Origin of the sequence: Chryseobacterium luquanense, from assembly GCF_026460945.1 — a bacterium.
In the GTDB taxonomy this organism is placed as follows: Bacteria; Bacteroidota; Bacteroidia; order Flavobacteriales; family Weeksellaceae; genus Chryseobacterium; species Chryseobacterium luquanense.
In genome coordinates, this window is the sequence record NZ_JAOVZV010000003.1 from 136914 (window position 1) to 156629 (window position 19716).

The 19716-nt window shown below is 33.1% G+C and carries 19 protein-coding genes; 10 read left to right on the plus strand and 9 right to left on the minus strand.

Features of this window, described 5'->3' with window-relative positions:
• The first annotated feature begins 45 nt into the window (after positions 1-45).
• The 4 genes from OEA66_RS04890 (at position 46) to murA (ending at position 3021) form a co-directional block, all read left to right on the plus strand.
• Complete coding sequence (locus OEA66_RS04890) at positions 46-504, plus strand: heme-binding domain-containing protein (RefSeq protein WP_267280331.1); 459 nt, start codon at positions 46-48, stop codon at positions 502-504.
• A gap of 8 nt (positions 505-512) precedes the next feature.
• Positions 513-926, plus strand: a complete 414-nt coding sequence (locus tag OEA66_RS04895; protein ID WP_267280332.1) for a thiol-disulfide oxidoreductase DCC family protein — start codon at positions 513-515, stop codon at positions 924-926.
• A gap of 119 nt (positions 927-1045) precedes the next feature.
• Entirely contained in the window at positions 1046-1714 is a 669-nt protein-coding gene (locus OEA66_RS04900) for a DUF4290 domain-containing protein (RefSeq protein WP_267265405.1), read from the plus strand.
• Positions 1714-3021: a UDP-N-acetylglucosamine 1-carboxyvinyltransferase gene (gene murA / locus OEA66_RS04905; protein ID WP_267280333.1), complete on the plus strand. Its 1308-nt coding sequence runs from the start codon at positions 1714-1716 to the stop codon at positions 3019-3021. The genes OEA66_RS04900 and murA overlap by 1 nt, the downstream gene beginning before the upstream one ends.
• A gap of 321 nt (positions 3022-3342) precedes the next feature.
• Here murA and OEA66_RS04910 read toward each other — a convergent pair whose 3' ends face one another.
• From OEA66_RS04910 to OEA66_RS04940, 7 genes are all read right to left on the minus strand, one after another.
• Entirely contained in the window at positions 3343-5343 is a 2001-nt protein-coding gene (locus tag OEA66_RS04910) for a DUF2207 domain-containing protein (RefSeq protein WP_267280334.1), read from the minus strand.
• Positions 5344-5353: 10 nt separating this feature from the next.
• Complete coding sequence (locus tag OEA66_RS04915) at positions 5354-7294, minus strand: DUF2207 family protein (RefSeq protein ID WP_267280335.1); 1941 nt, start codon at positions 7292-7294, stop codon at positions 5354-5356.
• A gap of 3 nt (positions 7295-7297) precedes the next feature.
• Complete coding sequence (locus tag OEA66_RS04920; protein ID WP_267280336.1) at positions 7298-7852, minus strand: LemA family protein; 555 nt, start codon at positions 7850-7852, stop codon at positions 7298-7300.
• Between the two features lie 272 nt (positions 7853-8124).
• On the minus strand, positions 8125-8418 hold the full coding sequence (locus OEA66_RS04925) for an NIL domain-containing protein (protein WP_267280337.1): 294 nt from the start codon (positions 8416-8418) through the stop codon (positions 8125-8127).
• Between the two features lie 279 nt (positions 8419-8697).
• The gene (locus OEA66_RS04930; RefSeq protein WP_267280338.1) at positions 8698-9351 is read right to left on the minus strand and encodes a YiiX/YebB-like N1pC/P60 family cysteine hydrolase; all 654 of its coding nucleotides are present in this window, start codon (positions 9349-9351) and stop codon (positions 8698-8700) included.
• Positions 9326-9784: a DUF1801 domain-containing protein gene (locus OEA66_RS04935; protein WP_267280339.1), complete on the minus strand. Its 459-nt coding sequence runs from the start codon at positions 9782-9784 to the stop codon at positions 9326-9328. Before OEA66_RS04935 ends, OEA66_RS04930 begins: the two co-directional genes overlap by 26 nt.
• 123 nt (positions 9785-9907) lie before the next feature.
• A complete protein-coding gene (locus tag OEA66_RS04940) occupies positions 9908-12442 on the minus strand; it encodes a T9SS type A sorting domain-containing protein (RefSeq protein ID WP_267280340.1) in 2535 nt (844 codons plus the stop codon).
• A gap of 263 nt (positions 12443-12705) precedes the next feature.
• On the opposite strand from OEA66_RS04940, the gene OEA66_RS04945 reads away from it, so the two are divergent.
• From OEA66_RS04945 to proC, 5 genes are all read left to right on the plus strand, one after another.
• Positions 12706-13911 (plus strand): pyridoxal phosphate-dependent aminotransferase, encoded by a 1206-nt coding sequence (locus OEA66_RS04945; RefSeq protein ID WP_267280341.1) that lies wholly within the window; start codon positions 12706-12708, stop codon positions 13909-13911.
• 21 nt (positions 13912-13932) lie between these two features.
• Entirely contained in the window at positions 13933-14397 is a 465-nt protein-coding gene (locus OEA66_RS04950; RefSeq protein WP_267280342.1) for a hypothetical protein, read from the plus strand.
• 38 nt (positions 14398-14435) lie between these two features.
• Positions 14436-15449 (plus strand): UDP-N-acetylmuramate dehydrogenase, encoded by a 1014-nt coding sequence (gene murB, locus OEA66_RS04955; protein WP_267280343.1) that lies wholly within the window; start codon positions 14436-14438, stop codon positions 15447-15449.
• Positions 15450-15568: 119 nt separating this feature from the next.
• Positions 15569-16129 (plus strand): hypothetical protein, encoded by a 561-nt coding sequence (locus OEA66_RS04960; RefSeq protein ID WP_267280344.1) that lies wholly within the window; start codon positions 15569-15571, stop codon positions 16127-16129.
• Positions 16130-16146: 17 nt separating this feature from the next.
• Positions 16147-16950: a pyrroline-5-carboxylate reductase gene (proC, locus tag OEA66_RS04965; RefSeq protein WP_267280345.1), complete on the plus strand. Its 804-nt coding sequence runs from the start codon at positions 16147-16149 to the stop codon at positions 16948-16950.
• A 156-nt stretch (positions 16951-17106) separates the two neighbouring features.
• Here the strand turns inward: proC and OEA66_RS04970 are convergent, their stop codons facing one another.
• Positions 17107-17529 carry a VanZ family protein gene (locus OEA66_RS04970; protein WP_267280346.1) on the minus strand — a complete coding sequence of 141 codons (423 nt, stop codon included), beginning with the start codon at positions 17527-17529 and terminating at the stop codon, positions 17107-17109.
• Between the two features lie 55 nt (positions 17530-17584).
• On the opposite strand from OEA66_RS04970, the gene lnt reads away from it, so the two are divergent.
• Positions 17585-19219: an apolipoprotein N-acyltransferase gene (gene lnt / locus OEA66_RS04975; RefSeq protein WP_267280347.1), complete on the plus strand. Its 1635-nt coding sequence runs from the start codon at positions 17585-17587 to the stop codon at positions 19217-19219.
• 84 nt (positions 19220-19303) lie between these two features.
• Here lnt and OEA66_RS04980 read toward each other — a convergent pair whose 3' ends face one another.
• Positions 19304-19693, minus strand: a complete 390-nt coding sequence (locus tag OEA66_RS04980; protein WP_267280348.1) for a hypothetical protein — start codon at positions 19691-19693, stop codon at positions 19304-19306.
• Positions 19694-19716 lie beyond the last annotated feature (23 nt).

Consider the following 19716-nt stretch of genomic DNA (forward strand, 5'->3'; position numbering starts at 1 on the left):
CACTTGATTTGTTCTAAACTCTACGACTTTCAAAAATTTCATCCTATGAAAAAAATATTGGTTATTATTTTGGTGGCTTTTGTGATTATACAGTTTTTTCCGATTGATAAAACGAATGCGCCCTTAAATCCCGGGATGGATTTTCTCAAAATTAAAAATACAAAACCTGAAATTGCTAAACTAATCAACACTTCGTGCTATGATTGTCATTCTGATGAAACAAAATATCCTTGGTATTCTAGTATCGCTCCTACTTCTTGGTGGCTGAAAAATCATGTAACTGAAGGAAGAAAACATCTTAATTTTTCAATTTTTTCGACTTATGAACCGGAAAGACAAATTCATAAAATGGAAGAATGTGTAGAAATGCTTGAAAAACATGAAATGCCTTTAGAATCTTATTATGTAGGACATCAAGATGCAAAATTAACTGATTTGCAGAGAAAAGAATTGATAACTTATTTCAAAAGAGAAATAGAGGAAACAAAATTTAAAATAAAATAACAGAAATCATGCAGAAAATTTGGGAGCAGAAACATATTGTTTTTTTTGATGGCGAATGCGGCGTCTGTAATTTTTGGGTACAATGGATTCTTGAAAGGGATAAAAAAGATCAATTTATGTTTGCTTCGCTTCAATCGGATTTCGGACAGAAATTTTTATCTGAAAGAGGTTTAGAAACCAAACAATTTAACACTTTATATCTTTGGAAACCCCATAAATATTATTTGGTAAAATCTAAAGCCGTTTTAAAAATTGCTAATTTATTGGGTGGAATTTATAAAGTCTCGGTTGTAGGTTCTTTATTCCCAAAGTTTATCAGTGATAGTATTTACGATATGATTTCAAGAAACCGGATGAAACTTTCGGCTCAGAAATGTTTTCTTCCTGATAAACACCAGAAAAAGAAATTCATAGAAGTTTGATTTGGTTTGAATATTGATTTTTGATTTATTGACGAAAACAGTATAAAATTTTATTAAATTTTTATAAACATTTAAGTTTTTTGAACCCATATTTTTATTAATCCATATATTTGCAGACTATGGAATACAATACCCAAAAAACCCAGCTTAATATGCCGGAATATGGCAGAATCATACAGCAATTGGTTGAGCGTTGTAAGGAGCTTTCTACAAAAGAAGAAAGAAACGAAATGGCAATGGCAATCATCGATTTTATGGGTCAGAGAAACCCACAACTTCGTGATGAAGACAATTACAAACATAAACTTTGGGATCATTTATATATTTTATCAAATCATGATTTAGATATTGATCCTGTTTACCCTTTCCCTACTAAAGAAGAACTTGAGGAGAAACCCAAAAGAATGGAATATCCAAAACTTCAGGGTGATTTTAAATTTTACGGAAAAAGTATTCTTCAGTTAATTGAAAAAGCAATCGAACTAGAACCAGGCGACGAAAAAGAAGCCTTGATTGAAGTGATTGCCAATAATATGAAGAAATCTTACAATGTTTATAATAAGGAACATGTAACAGATGACGTAATTTTCCGTCATTTGAAAGAACTTTCAGAAAACAGACTTGATTTAACCAACATTGAAGCTCTTGATAAAAGTAAAATCTATTACGCAACCGCTAATAGAAATAATGCTAACAAGAATAATAACAATAGAAATCAAGGTAATTCTAACAATAATATTAACAAAAGAAGATTCACTAATAACAACAATAATAAGAATAGAAGGTAATGAACGGGACGTTTCAAATAAGAGGAGGAAAGAGATTACATGGAGAAATTACTCCACAAGGAGCAAAAAATGAAGCGCTTCAGATTTTATGTGCTGTTTTGTTGACAGATGAAGAGGTAAGAATTAAAAACATTCCCGACATTCATGATGTCAACCGATTAATTGAAATCTTAGGTGATTTTGGAGTAAAAGTAACTAAAAATGCTCATGGAGATTTCACATTCAAAGCAGATAAAGTTAATTTTGATTATATTAAATCTAATGAATTTAAAAAAGACGGTGCAAAACTAAGAGGCTCAATTATGTTGATGGGACCGATGTTGGCTCGTTACGGTGAAGCATATATGCCGACTCCGGGAGGTGACAAAATCGGAAGAAGAAGATTAGATACTCACTTTCAGGGTCTGGTTGAGCTTGGCGCAGAATTTCATTATGATGAAGAAGAATATTTCTACTCTTTAAAAGCTAAAGAACTAAACGGAAAGTTCATCCTTCTGGAAGAAGCTTCTGTAACAGGAACAGCAAACATCGTGATGGCTGCAGCTTTAGCAAAAGGAAAAACAAGAATTTACAACGCCGCTTGCGAACCATATCTTCAGCAACTCTGTAAAATGCTGAACAGAATGGGTGCAAATATTTCAGGAATCGGTTCAAATTTATTGACGATTGAAGGAGTAACTCATTTGGGAGGGACAGAACACACCATGCTTCCGGATATGGTAGAAATCGGTTCTTGGATTGGTCTTGCTGCCATGACGAAATCTGAAATTACCATTAAGAATGTCAACTGGAGCCAGCTTGGTGTTATTCCAAATACTTTCAGAAAATTAGGAATTCAGCTTGAACAAAGTGGTGACGATATTTATATTCCATCTCAGGAAAATTATAAAATTCAGAAATTTATCGACGGATCTATTCTTACGGTTTCAGATGCACCTTGGCCAGGATTTACTCCAGATTTGCTTTCGATTATTTTAGTCGTGGCAACTCAGGCAAAAGGAAGTCTTTTGGTACATCAGAAAATGTTTGAATCAAGATTATTTTTCGTTGATAAATTAATCGATATGGGTGCGCAAATTATCTTATGTGATCCGCACAGAGCAACAGTTATTGGCTTAAATCAAGAATCTCCATTAAGAGGAACAACAATGGTTTCTCCCGATATCAGAGCCGGAAATGCACTTCTTATTGCTGCGCTTTCAGCAGAAGGAAAATCAATCATTCACAATATCGAACAAATCGACCGTGGTTACGAAAATATCGACGGAAGATTGAAAGCGATTGGAGCAGATATTGAGAGAATTTAATTTTTAGATATTAGATATTAGATATTAAATATTAGATATTAGATATTAGATATTAGATATTAGATATTAGCAAAATTACTTTTTACTTTAAAATATAAAAAGCGTTCAGAATTTATTTTCTGAACGCTTTTCTTTATTATAAATAACATTTAAATCGTTTAAACATTAAGGATATTAAATTTTTAAGAAAAAAAATATTCTAGATTTAAAATTCACGGATTTGAATCATTAAAATAAACGCTTAGTTCAATTTTTTGATCTTAATAATCCTTAAAAGTTAATGCTCTTAATGTTTTAAATAGAATTAACTTTTGACAATGGTTACCAACCACCACCGCCGCCTCCGCCTCCACCGCCGCCGGAAGAACCTCCACCAGAAGAACCGCTTGAGCTGGAACCTCCTGAATATGATGAACCACCGGAAGAACCCGATGAGGAAGATGATGACGATGAAGAAAAACTACTTAAAGGTGTCACTGTAGATTCTCTAAGTGCACTCGTAAACGAAGTTGCAAAACTGTACCCAAAATGATCCTGAACATCTACATACGATTCTGTATTATCGATAGTTTCCTGTAATTTATCTCTAAATCTTTTGCCCCAAATTCCTTCAACGCCAAAAACGATAGCGTATGGAAGAAATTTTTCATAAACAGCAGAAGTCATTTCCGGAGGATTATGAAACTTCAGTTGGTTTTCTTCCGCAACACTCAGATACATTTTAAATCCTTCAATTTCAGAATCCATTTTCACTTTTTCTTCGCTCGGTTTATTGACTAAATAACGAAATATTAAAATAGAGATGATTCCGAATATTAAAAATTTAAAACAATCAGATTCAAACGATGTAATGTCATCAGATTGGGAAAAAGCCATAAAAAACATCGGCAGTATAAATGTAGAAGAAAACAAAAGCACAACAAAAAAGATGAGTTTGCTTCCGTCTTTCCAAATAAATACCAACACCGTGGTAAAAAGACCCGCAAAGAGAACAATGACCGAGGACATCAATAGAATTTTGAAATTCCATGTAATAAGAGAACTAACAATTAATGCCAAATAAAAGCTCGCTAGCATAATTTTTATAGCCTGATAAACAATCTTTTTATTGGAAACTTTCTCTACAAAAACCTTATTTTCTTTAATGATGAAGTTTTTAAAATCTTCAACTGCATTTTTGATTTTAGAATTGTAAGTTCCATTAACCGATATTTTCTTTTCTGTTCCAAATATCTTTTTCAAAAGCAATTTTTGATCACTTTGAATATTAATATTCCCTGATTCTTTTTTCTCTAAATTGAACATTTTTGAAAGAAAAGTCTTTTTAATATCTTTCACCTCATCAATATCCACAAAGCCTTTTATTGAAAGATCGACAAGATTTGCCGTCACCAGATCAGTTTCAAATTTCCCTTTATCAATATAACCCAAAGTAGCTGGAGAAAGATTATTTGGAGCATTAAATTGTGGAATCACAACAGGTTTTTCTGGATTTCTACCATATTTCCTCCAATTGATGAAGTAAAAAAATGATAAATACAGACTTGCAACGACCAATGAAAGGCTCGGCCAATTTTTATTAATCCATTTTGTGAAACCTGAAGGTACTTTTAAAACATTAGCTTTAAAACCAACAGCAACCGTTAGATTTTGGTATTCTTTTAAATTATTTGCTTTAAAAATCATTTCCGTTGAAGATAATTTTCCTGCGGTACAATTCCCTTCAGTACTTCCCTGATTTCCGGTATAACAAGAATTTTGGAGAATATCTGCACCTTTAGGCAAATGAATGGTCGCCTGAATTTGTTCAACAGGAAAAGTCCAATCTGTGCCGTTTACATTCCAGTAAAATTCATCATATCCTTTAAATTTACCAATCTGATCCTGCGTTTTATAAATTATTTTATAGGTGTAAAAACCAGATTGAAGATAAGAATCTTTATCACCGATATAAATTTTAAAAATTCCGTTTTGAGTTTCTTTATGGTAAGATTCAGCGACGCCGTCTTTTTCTATAGAAATAATTTTGTAGGAAATTTTTTCTTTTCCACCATTAATATTTCTCACTGTCGGCAAAGCACGGAAAATCCCTCTTTTAATATCATTTCCAGTTGCGAAAACTTTGATGATTTCCGTTACGGTAACATCTGCATTTTCAGCAATATAAATATCCGAATTAAAAGAAACAATTCTTTCACGCTGACTGTTATCTTGAGTTGTTTCAACAAAATCTTCCGATTGTGTGGGTACTGCAATGACATTCTCTTGTCCAAAAACAAGAAAACTAAAGCATAAAGTGACGATTTGTATAAAATTTTTCATGTCTGAAATTTTACCAACCGCCGCCGCCACCACCACCGCCACCGCCGCCGGAAAATCCGCCACCACCTGATCCGGAACCAGAACTGCTTCCTGAACTTGAAGGTTGTGTAGCCGAAGACTGTATAGATTGCGTTAAGCTAGAATTTAAAACACTTGCCATTGCAAAATGATTCATTGAAGAACCAACATACCAATTGCTTTGATATTCGTAAGACATTTTTTTGAGTAAATCATCAAATTTCTTACCCCAAATTTCATCGACTCCCAAAACCATTGCAAAAGGCAACAATTTTTCGAAAGACTGCGGTGTCATTTCAGGCGGATTATGAAATTTAATCTGTTGATTTTCGGCTGCTCCCATATACATTTTGAAACCTTCAATTAAAGATTTTTTTCTAAGTTTTTCTTCTGAAGGACGCTTAATTAAAAACTGATAAATCACCAATGACATAAAGCCTAAAACAATAAAAATATAGCAAACATTAAAATTATTGTCAATCGTAAAATCACTTCCTTTGTAAATTAATACTCCTAAAAGAACAAATGCTAAAACCGGGAAAACCAAAAACAGTTTAAATAATACCGGAAAAAATTTAAATAAAATAATAGCAACTATAAATGCTACGGTTAAAATAGCTAGAATGAAAATTCCCAAAAACACTTTTTCAAATTCGGGGAAAATGGTAAAACTCACAAAAAGTCCAAGAGCATAAACTCCCAGAATCAAAAGAATAGGGAAAATCAGTTTTCTGCCATTATTTCCTTCATTCAATAATTTATCATGCTGGAATTTTAAAGCAGATTGAAAACTACGAACCGTTTGTTGTATTTTAGAATCGTAAGTTCCGTCGAATTTTATGCTGTCTATTCCCATTGTGAATAAGCTGTTCATCAGATTAATTTCCTCTTTCGGTAAATTCTGATCCGGATTTTTCAGTTTATTAACCGTAAATTTTTTCGACTTAAACAAACCAAAAACTCCTCCATCTTCACTTTCAACAATCTGAACATACCCTTTTATGGCTAAATTGACCAAAGATGCTGTAAGATATTTATTTTTAAAACTTTCACTCTGAATATAACCTAACGAAGCCGGCGACAAATCATCGGGTGAATTGAATTGCGGATAAACTGTTGGAGTTTCAGGATCAACACCATATTTTTTCCAGGTTGAATAATAATACATTAGTAAACCTAAAAAGATGATGATTCCGGCAATTAAAATCCCGAATTTCTCAAGAAAAGTTGGCGGCGGCGGCGGAATCATAATTCCTTTTTTAAACCCAACCGCAATCGTTAAACCTTCACCAGAACCTAAATCTTTTGCACTCCATTCAATCGAATGCTCGGAAAGAACTTTAGCCAAACAATCTTGAGAAGTACTTCCGTAACCGCCTTTATAACAAGAATTCTGAATAATTCCTGCGCCTTGAGGAAGATTTACTTTTGCCGAAATACTGTCAACCGGAAAATTCCATTCTGTTCCGTTGACGTTCCAGTATAATTCATCGTATTTTTCAAAAAAACCGATTTGCTTTTCTGTGGTATATTTTATTTCGTAATCGTAATCTCCGGGACTTAAAACAATATCTTTATTTCCAAGGTAAATTTTGAGGTAACCATCTTCAATTTCTTCGTGATAATCTTCATCTACACCATTTTTCTTTACGGAAACGATACTGTATTTTACTTTTTGAGTTCTATCATTAAGATTTCTTACCAAAGGCAAGGTTCGAAAAATTCCTCTTTTGATATTTTCACCTTCACTATGAACTTTTATTTTTTCGGTAATGCTTAACCCTGAATTTTTATTGACATCAATATCTGCATGAAAATTAATAATCCGTTCCGTATTATCGACAACAGCCAATTGGTCGGGAACAACAGCTTCATCCTGTGCAAAACCCAGAGAAAAGAAAATAAGAAAAAGAAATGCTAAAATCTTTTTCATTCCTTAGAATTTTACGGATGGAACTTCTCTGTCGGCAACATTTTCAAGTTCGAAGAATTTAGACTTCTCAAATTTGTACATATTTGCTACAATATTGCTTGGGAAAGATTCTACCAAAGTATTGTTTTCTCTTACCGTTCCGTTATAATATCTTCTTGATTTTTCGATATCGTTTTCGATTGAGCTTAATTCTGCCTGTAACTGCTGGAAATTAGCATTCGCTTTCAAATCCGGATATTGCTCTGCAACAGCGAATAGATTAACCATCGCTTGGTTTAGATTTTTTTCTGCAATTTCTTTACCTTCTACAGAATCTGCACCGACAGCAAGATTTCTCGCTTTAGTTACATTCTCCAAAGTTTCTCGTTCGTGAGTAGCGTAACCTTTTACGGTTTCGACCAAATTCGGAATCAGATCGTGACGTTTCTTGAGCATTACATCAATACTACTCCACGCTTCCTGAACAAGATTTCTCAATTTTACGAGACGATTGTAAATAGAAACTCCGTAGAGCAATGCAATAACTAAAACACCGACAATAATAAGTGATGGAATCATAATTTTGTAATTTAATTTAGATTAAAAATAGACTTTTTATCGGAAAGTTGAATAAAATCTGTAATGAATATTAAATTCGCCTACGTTTCTTCGAGTAGATTTTGAAAAAAGTATCGAGAAATTGATGATGAAGCAAAGATTCTCGATACAAATTCTTGCAGAATTTTACTCGAATTGACGAATGTTAAAAACAATCTCTAAATTAAGTCACTTTTAGAAATAAAAAAAGCGCTCAATAAATTGAACGCCCCTCAAACTATATGGACTTACAGTTATGAATACTTTCTGCAGGTATATTCGACAGTGGTATTCAAGAGTTTATTATTGTTCAGAAAAAACTCAAGTTCTTGAGATTCTTTCTGAGTGGCATTGATGTATAATTGAAATGATCCAAAATTGTTTCCGTTCATATACTCCACATTTGCACTTAATACTTTATAACAGATTCCCATCTGCTGATAAATTGCATTTAAAAGATGATCAAATTTCATTTTCCCGTTCAATTCTACTTCTAAGATCAGCTCTTTTTTGATAAGGTTTACATTTTGCAAATTGGGTGTAATCATAACTAAAACATTTTTGATTAAACAATACTTTTTGAATTACATTTTGAAATATTTAATAATTAATTCTTGACAAAAATATAAAAAAATATTAGTCTACCAAATTAGTAGGGTAATAAATTTTAATTTTAACACAAAAAGAGAAGCTTTTTCAGCTTCTCCAGTCTTTATAGCCATTTAAGTAAATATAAAGACAGCCACGAATGCACGAATTTTATTTTAATCTAAATCAATTAATATGTTCAATTATATTTGTGAATTCGTGGCATAAAAAGTAGATTATTATAGTTCTTTAATACGCTCAATTTTGTCTGAAGCCGCCAAACCATTCGGATTACAACCAAGCTCACCTTCCGGAACTTTGAGATTTTTTTTAGCGTAAAACTCTTCCCAAAATGCATTTGTTTTTCCTGTTTTCGGATCGATGAAAGTCATGGGTTCTAATTTGAAAATCTGATTTTTTCTAAATGCTCTTTCAATATAATCTGAGCAGTAATAAGAATTTTCGTCTAAGATATAATTGAAATTATACGGTTTTCCTAACATTGAATTTGCTTTTCCAATCGCATCAGGAATATTTTTCTGAAATTCAGGTTTTAATCTGTAAGCCACAACTTTTTGTCCGTCTTCAGCTTGATTTTTAAGAAAATCATTTAAATTTTGCTTCTGAGAACCACCCTTTGGAGCTGCGTGAAGAACAAAAGTTCCGGTTTTATCTTTTTGTAAAATTCCGATATGATCAAAAGATGCGTTTTTTTGTTTTTGAGTCACGTTATTAATTGCACCCGACAAACCCGCTTCTTTTGCGGTTACAAATAACAAATCTCCATTTTTCAAACCTGATGAAATTGAATTTTTACATCCTGAAATTATAATCAGGAAAGCGAAAATTGCAAAAAGGTTGAAAAAATTATTTCTTTTTAAAATTGGTTTCATAAATATCAATCCATTCGTCAACAGTCATTTTTTTACTCAGCTCAGCGATTAGCTCAAAAGGAATCTCATCCATTTTTTTGAAACGCACACAAGATTTCCCCATATCCAGCTTTCTTTTTGAGTGTTTCGGATATTCAGCCACAAACCAATCTAAAAGCTCCGGTTTTGCATACATTCCCATGTGGTACAAGGCGATAAAGTTCTTCTGTGAAGCCAGACTCATAAAAGGTAGTGCCAAACCTGGTGAACAATGATATCCATCGGGATATTTTTCTAAAGGAACTTGCCAACCCACCATACCATAACTGATTCCTTTTTGGAAACCGCTAGGCAAATTATCTGTGATGGTATCAAACATTTTTTTGAAAACCTCCTGTCTTTCTTCAGGAATCTGTGAGAAATAATCTTCTAAGCTTGTTGTGGGAGTTTGCATTTTTTTTAATTTTTAACAAATTTAAAAATAAATGGTTTTGATTAAACTTAAATTTTAAATAAAATAAAAACAGCCCTACAAAAAGATGTAAGGCTGCTTATAAAAAAATAATTCAAAAATAGTTTACTTTTTAATGGTTTTCACGGTATGTTGAGAACCGTCTTTGAAATACATTGTAATCAAATACAGTCCAGAATTTAATGAGCTTAAATTGATTTCCTTGGTAGGATTTTCAATTGTTTTTAATGTTCTTCCCGCTACATCATTCACTTTAATTGTTTTAATATCTTTAAATTCTGAGATATTAATAACGTCACTGAATGGATTTGGATAGATCTTAACTTCTTTCTTAGCTGCAGCAGTTTCAGATGTTGCCAGAGATGATTGCGTAATTGATATATCATCTAAGAACAAACGGTTTCTATCTGCTATAGAATAACAATTGAAGCCAAAGTAATAAATACCTGTTGTAGTAGGTGTAAAGTTAACAGTTGAAGTTATTGCAGCCGTACTATTTGTAATATTAGGATGATCAGCAATTGCATTTGTCATAGAAGCAGCATCTGCACTTGTACCATATGCAACTTTCATTTTCTCAACATAGGTTGTTCCTCCGTTATTTCCGTATTTATAACTAATTGTATATTGAACTCCTGCCGTCAGATTAATTCCTTGGGTGTAGAACCATGTGTTTGCCGCATTAGTACTATTATACAGATAACTTAAAACTTTAGACGTAAATCCATAACCTCCAGGAGAATTAGTAGTCCAAATATTTCCTGTTCCCAAATTCTGAGCTGTTGTACAATTAGCTAAAGCGGGTACTGTTGCACTTTCAAAATCTTGAGTATAAGGAACATTTGTAGATGTACAAGTTGTTGTAAATGTTGTTGGCGAAGCACTCCAATCACTTTTATCTGTAGCACTACAAACAGATCTTACCCAAGCATAATATGTAGTAGCACTAGTAAGCCCATTTGCTGAAGCAGACAAAGTCGTTGATGTTGTAGAATTGGTCGTATCCAAAACCGTACTAAAAGTAGGAGCTGTATTTGATGTACTATAGTATACTTCATATCCATTTGCAGGTGCCGTAGCAGGAGCTGCCCAACCAATACTAGCCGAATTAACCATGATATTGGATGATGTAACTGCAGTAGGCTCAAAACAAGATGGAATTGCCTGAACTGTAATATCATCAAGATAAATTCCTCTGTAAGTTCCGCCTAAATTATGTCTAAAAGCCAAATAAGACCCTCCACCAGAAGGAATATTCACTGTATACTGAGCATAATTTGCTGTAATGGTAGTGGTATTAAATGAAACAAATGTAGAAGGATCTGTTGGATTCGTTAATGTTCCCACTTGCAAAGTATATCCCGCAGAACCTTTAGCAAAAAATTTCACTCTTTTCGTTCCATCAGACAATGCAGTTGTTTGAGGAGAAACTAACATTTGATTACCTGTACTTGCCGAAGAATTATATAAATAATAGCTGTTTGAAGGTGAATTTGAATTACTGTTTATTACATAACCGTATCCTGCAAATCCGCTTGTTTCTAAATACGACCAACACATTGGCGCATTGGTATTTGTAGTAGATCCAGCTGTGGTAGTATCAAAATTTTCTGTGTAAGATGCTGGAAATACAGAACAAGGAGTTGTAAAAGTAGTTCCATAAGCCCATTGACCAACAGTAGTTCCACAGTTTGATCTTATCCAAACATGGTATTTAGTCATTGAATTTATTCCACTAACAATATTAGTTGTTAATGTTGCTGCAGCAATACCTGATATTGAAGGAGCTGTAGTACCACTTGGTGCAACGGTTGAAGATGTATAATAAACATCGTAATTGGTTGGTAAAGTTGTAGGAGCAGTCCAACTCAATGTGGCTGAACTAGCCGTAACTGCAGATGCAGTAACTGCAGAAGGAGCCAAACAAGTCGTATACTTATCAGCAGAAATACCAAAAATATTGATAAATCCTGAACCAGAAACCTTAGTAAAACTTACGCTCTGAACTGTTTTCGATTGATTTGCCGCTAAAATAGCTAATGGTATTTGATAAATTCTTGGGTTTGTTCCTCCACCATCTTCCAAATTATTGTTTGTAATATTTACTCTGCCAATACCCTGTATAGCTGCATTTGTACCTCCGTACCAGTCAGCAACAGCTAAATTGGTAAATGATTGTGAAGTCCCGTCAGAAAAGTTTACAATTGCACTTGCAACAGCAGGTCCGCTACCCCCGGTTGCCAAGAAATAAAGATTATAAGCTGCAGTAGGAGTTGTAAAAGTTAGAGTTCCAGTATCATTGGCTGCATTCAATTTTAAAGAATTACTTCCTGAATATGATGCCAATTGATAAGTAAGACCAGGAGTACCTGTAACAATCGTCATAAATTGTCCCGTAGCTGGAAGACCATATGTTGGTGCAGGTGTTGTAGCCGTAGCCTGAAAATCTCTGGAAATATATGCAAAGTTTGCATCATCAACAGGGCTTGTTACACTTACAGCAGAACTTCCAATACCGTTTGCGATAACATCCTGAGTAAATCCGCTTACAGCAACAGGATAATAATACTGAGCCGCTACTTTTTGTGTGCCAAATAAAGCAACAACCGCAGCTAGACCAAAGAGTCTTTTTACTTTCATAGATATTTTTTTATTAGTTGGCGTAAAACTATGAATTAAATTCAAATTCACAATATTAATTTTAAATTATTTCCAAATAAATTAAAATATTAACAAAATATACACAAAACATAATCGATTACATCATTAAAATACATTCATTTTTAGAATTATTAACACCAATCACATAATTAAAATGCGATACATAATAATTTTCTTCTTTCTCAAAATAGTTCTGACTGTGCCGAAATATTTGTTATTTTTGTGACAACAAATTTTAGACAATGCCAAACATTTCAAACAGAGCGCAGCAGATGCCGCCTTCACCGGTAAGAAAACTGGTTCCTTTTGCCTTACAGGCTAAACAAAGAGGTACAAAAGTATATCACTTAAACATCGGTCAGCCGGATATCGAAACTCCTGAAACTGCTCTTAATGCTTTAAAAAACATTGATTTAAAAGTTTTAGAATATGCTCTTTCAGAAGGGAATATCGAATATAGAAAAGCACTGACAGAATATTATCATTCCTTAGACTTTACAGATCTTACTCCTGATAATTTCATCGTTACAAACGGAGGTTCAGAAGCTTTAAATTTTGCTATTTCTACACTCTGTGATGACGGTGATGAAGTAATTATCCCTGAACCTTATTATGCAAATTACAACGGTTTCACAAGTACTTTCAATGTAAATGTAGTTGCCATTCCTTCGTCTATTGATACTGGTTTTGCTCTTCCTCCGATTGAAGAATTTGAGAAAAAAATCACTGCCAAAACAAGAGCAATTGTCATTTGCAATCCGGGAAATCCTACAGGATATCTTTACACCAGAGAAGAACTTCAAAAATTAGCAGAAATTGCTATTAAATATGATATTGTTGTTATTTCTGATGAGGTTTACAGAGAATATGTTTACGATGGAAAGCAACAGGTTTCGATGTTTGCTTTTCCTGAATTGGCAGAAAACTGTATTATTATCGATTCAGAATCTAAGCGTTATTCAATGTGCGGCGTAAGAATCGGATGTTTAATTACCCGTTCTAAAAAAATTCACGATGCAGCAATGCTTTTTGCTCAGGCAAGATTAAGTCCGGTTTTATTGGGACAGATTGCAGCAACAGCAGCTCACCAAAATGATGGAGCCTACATTAGAGCCGTAAGAGAAGAATATACACATAGAAGAAACGTTTTGGTTGACTTGCTAAATGCAATTCCCGGAGTTATTTGTCCGAAACCAAAAGGCGCATTTTATTGCGTTGCCGAACTTCCGGTAGATGATACTGAAAAGTTTGCGCAATGGCTTCTTGAAAAATACACTTTGAACAACGAAACCATCATGGTTGCTCCTGCAGGAGGGTTTTACAGCAATCCTGAATTAGGAAAAAAACAAGTAAGAATTGCTTACGTTTTGAAAGAAGAAGATCTAAGGAAAAGTGCAGAAATTCTGAAAAATGCACTTGAAAAATATAAATTAGAGTTTAATCTTTAATATTAAATTTCAGCAGTAAAAATGAATGGTTTGAAAATCTTGTTTTCAATGTTTTTACTGCTGATTTTCTTTTCGTGCAGTGAAAAAACTGCAGACAAAAATTCAGATTCCAAAACTGAAGAAATCACTTTTATTGGATTATCAGAAATTGGCGGTCAATCAGGATATTACAGAGTTGTAAAAATAACGAAAGATTCCATTCATTTCGAAACAGGAGAAACCTCAACGAAGAAGCATAAAGAATGGCACTCTGCCATAAAGCCAGAGAAATGGAGAAACATCACCTCTTCTTTTAAAGTCAAAAACTTAGATAGCGTTGAAAGCTCACCAAGCATTCAACCGATTGATGGAATTGATGAGAGTTTTCAGATTAAGACCAACAAAAAATCTCACGTTTACGTTAATGCACAAAATGATATTCATTACAGGCAATTTGCAGATTTCAAACAGCAAATTTTAAAGATTCTTCCGAAAGAATATCAATAAATCCTATATCAATTTAATTCTAACATTTACAAAATCCAATGAAGGAAAATTTCTCATTAAAACCTTTCAATACTTTTGGTGTAGAAGCAAAAGCAAAATATTTCATTGAAATAAATTCTGTTGAAGGACTAATCGAAACCCTACAAAACTCTAACTTTAAAAAGCTCCCACTCCTATTTTTAGGTGGCGGAAGTAATCTCTTGTTTACTCAGGATTTTGACGGATTGGCTATTAAATTAGATTTAAAAGGAATTTCTGAAGAGGTTTTAAATGAAAATGAGGTTTTAGTGACTACAAAAGCGGGAGAAAATTGGCATGAATTTGTTCTTTTTTGTTTAAACAAAAATTATGGCGGGTTAGAAAATCTTTCTTTAATTCCGGGAAATGTAGGAACTTCACCGATGCAGAATATCGGAGCTTACGGAACGGAAATCAAGGATATTTTTGTTGACTGCAAAGTTTTAAATCTTGAAACTTTGGAAGCCGAAACTTTCGATCTTGAAAAATGCAGATTCGGATACAGAGATTCTATTTTTAAGCAGGAAGGAAAAGGGAAATATGTGATCTTGGAAGTTCGTTTTAAACTGACAAAAGAAAATCATTTAATTAAAACAGAATACGGCGCCATACAGTCTGAGTTGGAAAATTTAGGTATAAAAAATCCAACTATTCAGGATGTTTCAAAAGCCGTTATTAATATCAGACAAAGCAAACTCCCTGATCCAAAACAAATTGGAAACGCCGGAAGTTTCTTTAAAAACCCAACAATTCCTTTAGTTCAATTTGAAAATTTAAAAGAACAATTTCCCAATATCCAAGGTTATCCGAATGGCGAATTTGTAAAAGTTCCTGCAGGTTGGCTCATAGAACAATGCGGCTGGAAAGGAAAACAAATCGGAAACGTTGCTTCTCATCAATTACAGGCTTTAGTTATTGTTAACGCAACAGGACATGCAACAGGAAAAGAAATTTTTGATTTTTCAACTATGATTATTGACTCTGTGAAGGAAAAGTTCGGAATTGAATTGGAAAGAGAAGTGAACATTCTTTAAAACGATCTTTTACACAATTTAATTTTTTCAGTAGAATAAATTTAATTTCTTTTTAAAATCAATTCTACCTTTAGTTTTAAGAGAATAGCTTATTTTAGTTTAATATTTCTAAAATAATTATGGCTGATAAAACTTATTCTGATGAAGTATTCAAAAAAATCATTAAAAAACATATTGACAAGTGTGATTTTGTGAAAGTTAATCTTGAAAATGATTCTTCAGTTTTAGGGTTCATTGTAAAAGCATCTGATGATTTTCTGATGATAGAAGAGGCTAATGACTTTTCTCTCGCCGGAATTAAAATTATCCCTTATGAAAGAATATCCGGAATTCGTCACGGCTTATCAGACAAGGTTTCAAAGAGGATTTATTTGGAAGAAGGTCTAATAAAACTAAATCATAAAGTAATCAACAATACTTCTTTGAAAAATTTTGGAGCTATTTTTAAATCTATCAAAACACAGGGCTTTCACTGCATTATTGAAAGTAAAAAGAAAGATCAGGAATTATTTTCAATTGGTGAAATAGCAGAAATCAACGACAAATCGGTAGTGATTAAAAATTACAGCTCGATTGGAAAAATTGATAAAAAATCTAGAAAAATTAATTTTAAACATATCGAATTAATTAATTTTAATGACAATTATTCTGTAATCTTCAGAAAATATATATTCGAATAAATTTATAAAACACAAATATGAAAATCGCCATCATCGGAGCAGGAAATATGGGTTTATCTTTTTCCAAGTCATTTTTGAAGTATGAACTGATAAAGCCTGAAAACCTTCATCTCATTACAAGAAACCAATCTAAAATTCAGAAAATTTCAGAAGAATTTCCAAAATCGAAAATTTCAATATTTGATGAGGTAAAAGAATTAGATGCTGATCTTATTATCATTGCTGTAAAGCCACAGGATTTTCAAAAAGCCGCAGAGAGTTTTCAGTTTTCTTTAAACGAAAATCAGATGATTCTATCGATTATGGCAGGAATTAAAATTGAAAAAATTCAACGTTTATTAAATCACAAATTCGTTGTAAGAGCAATGCCGAACTCTCCTACCCTTTTGGGAATGGGAATTACAGGCTATACTTCCGCAGAAGGCATCTCTTTTAATCAATTGATGAATATCGAAAGACTTCTCAACAGCACCGGAAGATCTGTTTATCTGGAGAATGAAGAATTATTGGACGGCGTTACCGCACTTTCGGGAAGTGGCCCTGCATATTTCTACTACATTGTAGACGCCATGATTAAAGCCGGAACAGAAATGGGAATTGATGAAAATCTTTCTAAACTTTTTGTAAAACAAACCATGCTCGGTGCTTATCATCTCATCAACAATTCCGACAAAAGTTTAGAAGAACTGATAAAAGATGTCGCATCAAAAGGCGGAACTACAGAAACTGCATTGAAAACTTTTGAAGAAAATAATTTCAAAGAAATTCTTCAAAAAGGAATTTTGAATGCTGAAAAACGCGCAAAGGAATTGAATGGATAAATTTGTTTTAGTTTAAAATAAAGTCTCTCGCAGATTTTGCTGATTATACAGATTCTTTCAACATTAAATCTGCATAATTCGTTTAATCTGTGAGAAAATAAAAACCCATCTTTAAATTCCTCCTAAATGATAAAGCGGATGCTTACTTTTTGACTATTAAACTACAAATTTGGTGAATTTAATTTCAAGCATTCTTTTAATTTGCCATCCCAGAAAAACGCCAAAAGTATTCAGAATTACATCATCCACTTCACAAATTCCAAGTCTTGTAAAATACTGGAGCGCTTCTACAATTACAATTGCGGAAACAAAAACAAAGATATTTTCTTTTAAATTTTGGAGACGAGGAAAAATCCATCCTAAAAAACCGAATGGGATAAACATTACAATATTTCCCAAAACAATTCGGATAATATCCCACCAGCGAATCGTATTTTCTACAAAATATAATGTCGAAAAAAACGGTTCTACCCGTACTACATTTACTTCATATTGCGTTCTTCCCATCCCGAAAAACATCAGATAGAGCAACAAAATAGTAAAAGGGAGAATAATAATTTTATAAAATTTCTTTAACATCAATTGCAAAGTTATTCATTTCAAAAACATTAAATTTGTGTGTTAAACTAATTTAATGAAATACGTTTTACTTACGCTCATTTCAGCGATGCTGCTTTCGGTTTCTTGGCCGACTTACGGAATTCCGTTTTTTATATTTTTTGCATTGGTTCCGCTTTTAATAATGGAACATGATGTGTCTAAATTTTCAAAATACAACAGAAAAAGCTGGGTGGTTTTCGGACTTTCCTATCTGTGTTTTGTCATTTGGAATATTGTAACGACAGGCTGGTTATATGGTTCAAAAAATCCTGACGGAAGTCATTCGATGATGGCGGTTTTATTCCCGGTTTTGGTTAATTCTTTTTTGTATTCACTGGTTTTTCAATGTTATCATTGGTATAAAAATGCACAGGGAACGTATTGGGGAATGGCATTTTTAGTAGCAATATGGATGAGTTTTGAGAAATTTCATTTGAATTGGCAACTTACTTGGCCTTGGCTGAATCTTGGAAATTCTTTTTCAGATTATCCAAAACTGATTCAATGGTATGATACTTTGGGCTCAACAGGTGGAAGCTTTTGGATTTTGCTTGTTAATTTATTGATATTTTACACCATCAGAATTTGGCAGGCTGGGAGAAAAAGAAAAGATTTAATGATCAATATTTCAGCAACAGTACTTTTGATTGGTCTTCCGATGATTATTTCGTTGATAAAATTTAATCAATTTAACGAAAAACCAATTGGTGAAGTAAGCGTCTTAATGCTGCAACCCGATCTTGATCCTTATGATGAAAAATATTCTAAAGACAGCATCACCATTCAGAACGAACTTTTAGCTTTAGCCGAAAATAATACAAAGGGAAAAGTTGATTATTACATTGCTCCGGAAACCGCAATTCCCGGAAGAGGCTCTATCTCTGAAACCGCTTTTGAAAAGAGCAATTTATTAAATAATGTAAAAGGATTTCTTACCAAGCATCCTCAATCTACATTTGTAACAGGAATTTCATCACATCGCTTTTTTTTAGATAAAAATAATTTGCCAAGAGACGCTTATCAAATCAATGACAGAGTTTGGGTCGAAAATTATAATTCGGCAGTTCAGATTATTCCCAATCAAAAAGTTGAAGTCTATCACAAAGGAAAGCTTGTTCCCGGAGTTGAAATCTTCCCTTACATGAATGTTTTAAAGCCACTTTTAGGCGATGCAATGATTAATTTAGGTGGAACAGTTGCTTCATTGGGAACAGACAAAGAACGTGTCGCATTTTCGAACCCTTTTAATAAAGGAAAAATCGCTCCGATTATTTGTTATGAAAGTATTTATGGTGAATTTGTAACGGATTATGTGAAAAAAGGCGCCAATTTCCTCGGAATTATGACGAATGATTCTTGGTGGGGAGTTACAGAAGGGCACAAACAGCTTTTATCTTATGCAAAAATGAGAGCTATTGAAACCAGAAGGGAAATTGTACGTTCTGCAAACAGCGGAATTTCTGCACACATTAATGCAAAAGGTGAAATTTTAGAGGATACCTTCTATGGAGATCAAACTGCATTATTCGCAAAAGTAAATCTTTATGAAGGCGAAACTTTTTATGTAAGATCCGGAGATTTTCTATCACGAGTTTCTATTTTTGCTTTAGGGTTTTTAATCTTCTACTTTTTGATAAAACGGGTTCAGAATAAGATGAAGAAAAACTAATTCAATCTTCAAAAAAGTATACAGAAAAAAGCTATTAAGGTTATCTTAATAGCTTTTTGTTTTTAAATATATTTTTAAAATTATTTATCTGAAAAACTTCCACTTGGGAATAATTGCCAACATTCCAAATCCTGTAAATAAGAACAAATTGGTAACGTCAGAATATAAGAAGGTAGAAAGGTAATAATTGTGCATAAAGAAGTGCAAGAGCAGCATCACAGGAAACAATACGATGCCTATTTTTCTGTAAAAAAACATCAATACAATGCCCAAAATCATCAGAATATCCACAGAGAAGATAAGATAGAAATACCCTTTAGGAATATTTAAACCTTCGTGCTGCAGATACTCATCAAAATCGAGCCCGATACCCATAAAAGTAAATAAAAGCAAAGAAGCCAATGCCAAAATAAAACCCCATCCTTTTTTAGGATCTTCATCAAAATAACTGTATTCTTTGTATTCTTTTTCCATACTACAAAAATAAAGAACTTATG

Coding starts and splice junctions, on each gene's coding strand:
- OEA66_RS04890 (WP_267280331.1), top strand. CDS start 46: ATGAAAAAAATATTGGTTATTATTTTGGTGGCTTTTGTGATTATACAG.
- OEA66_RS04895 (WP_267280332.1), top strand. CDS start 513: ATGCAGAAAATTTGGGAGCAGAAACATATTGTTTTTTTTGATGGCGAA.
- OEA66_RS04900 (WP_267265405.1), top strand. CDS start 1,046: ATGGAATACAATACCCAAAAAACCCAGCTTAATATGCCGGAATATGGC.
- murA (WP_267280333.1), top strand. CDS start 1,714: ATGAACGGGACGTTTCAAATAAGAGGAGGAAAGAGATTACATGGAGAA.
- OEA66_RS04910 (WP_267280334.1), bottom strand. CDS start 5,343: ATGAAAAATTTTATACAAATCGTCACTTTATGCTTTAGTTTTCTTGTT.
- OEA66_RS04915 (WP_267280335.1), bottom strand. CDS start 7,294: ATGAAAAAGATTTTAGCATTTCTTTTTCTTATTTTCTTTTCTCTGGGT.
- OEA66_RS04920 (WP_267280336.1), bottom strand. CDS start 7,852: ATGATTCCATCACTTATTATTGTCGGTGTTTTAGTTATTGCATTGCTC.
- OEA66_RS04925 (WP_267280337.1), bottom strand. CDS start 8,418: ATGATTACACCCAATTTGCAAAATGTAAACCTTATCAAAAAAGAGCTG.
- OEA66_RS04930 (WP_267280338.1), bottom strand. CDS start 9,351: ATGAAACCAATTTTAAAAAGAAATAATTTTTTCAACCTTTTTGCAATT.
- OEA66_RS04935 (WP_267280339.1), bottom strand. CDS start 9,784: ATGCAAACTCCCACAACAAGCTTAGAAGATTATTTCTCACAGATTCCT.
- OEA66_RS04940 (WP_267280340.1), bottom strand. CDS start 12,442: ATGAAAGTAAAAAGACTCTTTGGTCTAGCTGCGGTTGTTGCTTTATTT.
- OEA66_RS04945 (WP_267280341.1), top strand. CDS start 12,706: ATGCCAAACATTTCAAACAGAGCGCAGCAGATGCCGCCTTCACCGGTA.
- OEA66_RS04950 (WP_267280342.1), top strand. CDS start 13,933: ATGAATGGTTTGAAAATCTTGTTTTCAATGTTTTTACTGCTGATTTTC.
- murB (WP_267280343.1), top strand. CDS start 14,436: ATGAAGGAAAATTTCTCATTAAAACCTTTCAATACTTTTGGTGTAGAA.
- OEA66_RS04960 (WP_267280344.1), top strand. CDS start 15,569: ATGGCTGATAAAACTTATTCTGATGAAGTATTCAAAAAAATCATTAAA.
- proC (WP_267280345.1), top strand. CDS start 16,147: ATGAAAATCGCCATCATCGGAGCAGGAAATATGGGTTTATCTTTTTCC.
- OEA66_RS04970 (WP_267280346.1), bottom strand. CDS start 17,529: ATGTTAAAGAAATTTTATAAAATTATTATTCTCCCTTTTACTATTTTG.
- lnt (WP_267280347.1), top strand. CDS start 17,585: ATGAAATACGTTTTACTTACGCTCATTTCAGCGATGCTGCTTTCGGTT.
- OEA66_RS04980 (WP_267280348.1), bottom strand. CDS start 19,693: ATGGAAAAAGAATACAAAGAATACAGTTATTTTGATGAAGATCCTAAA.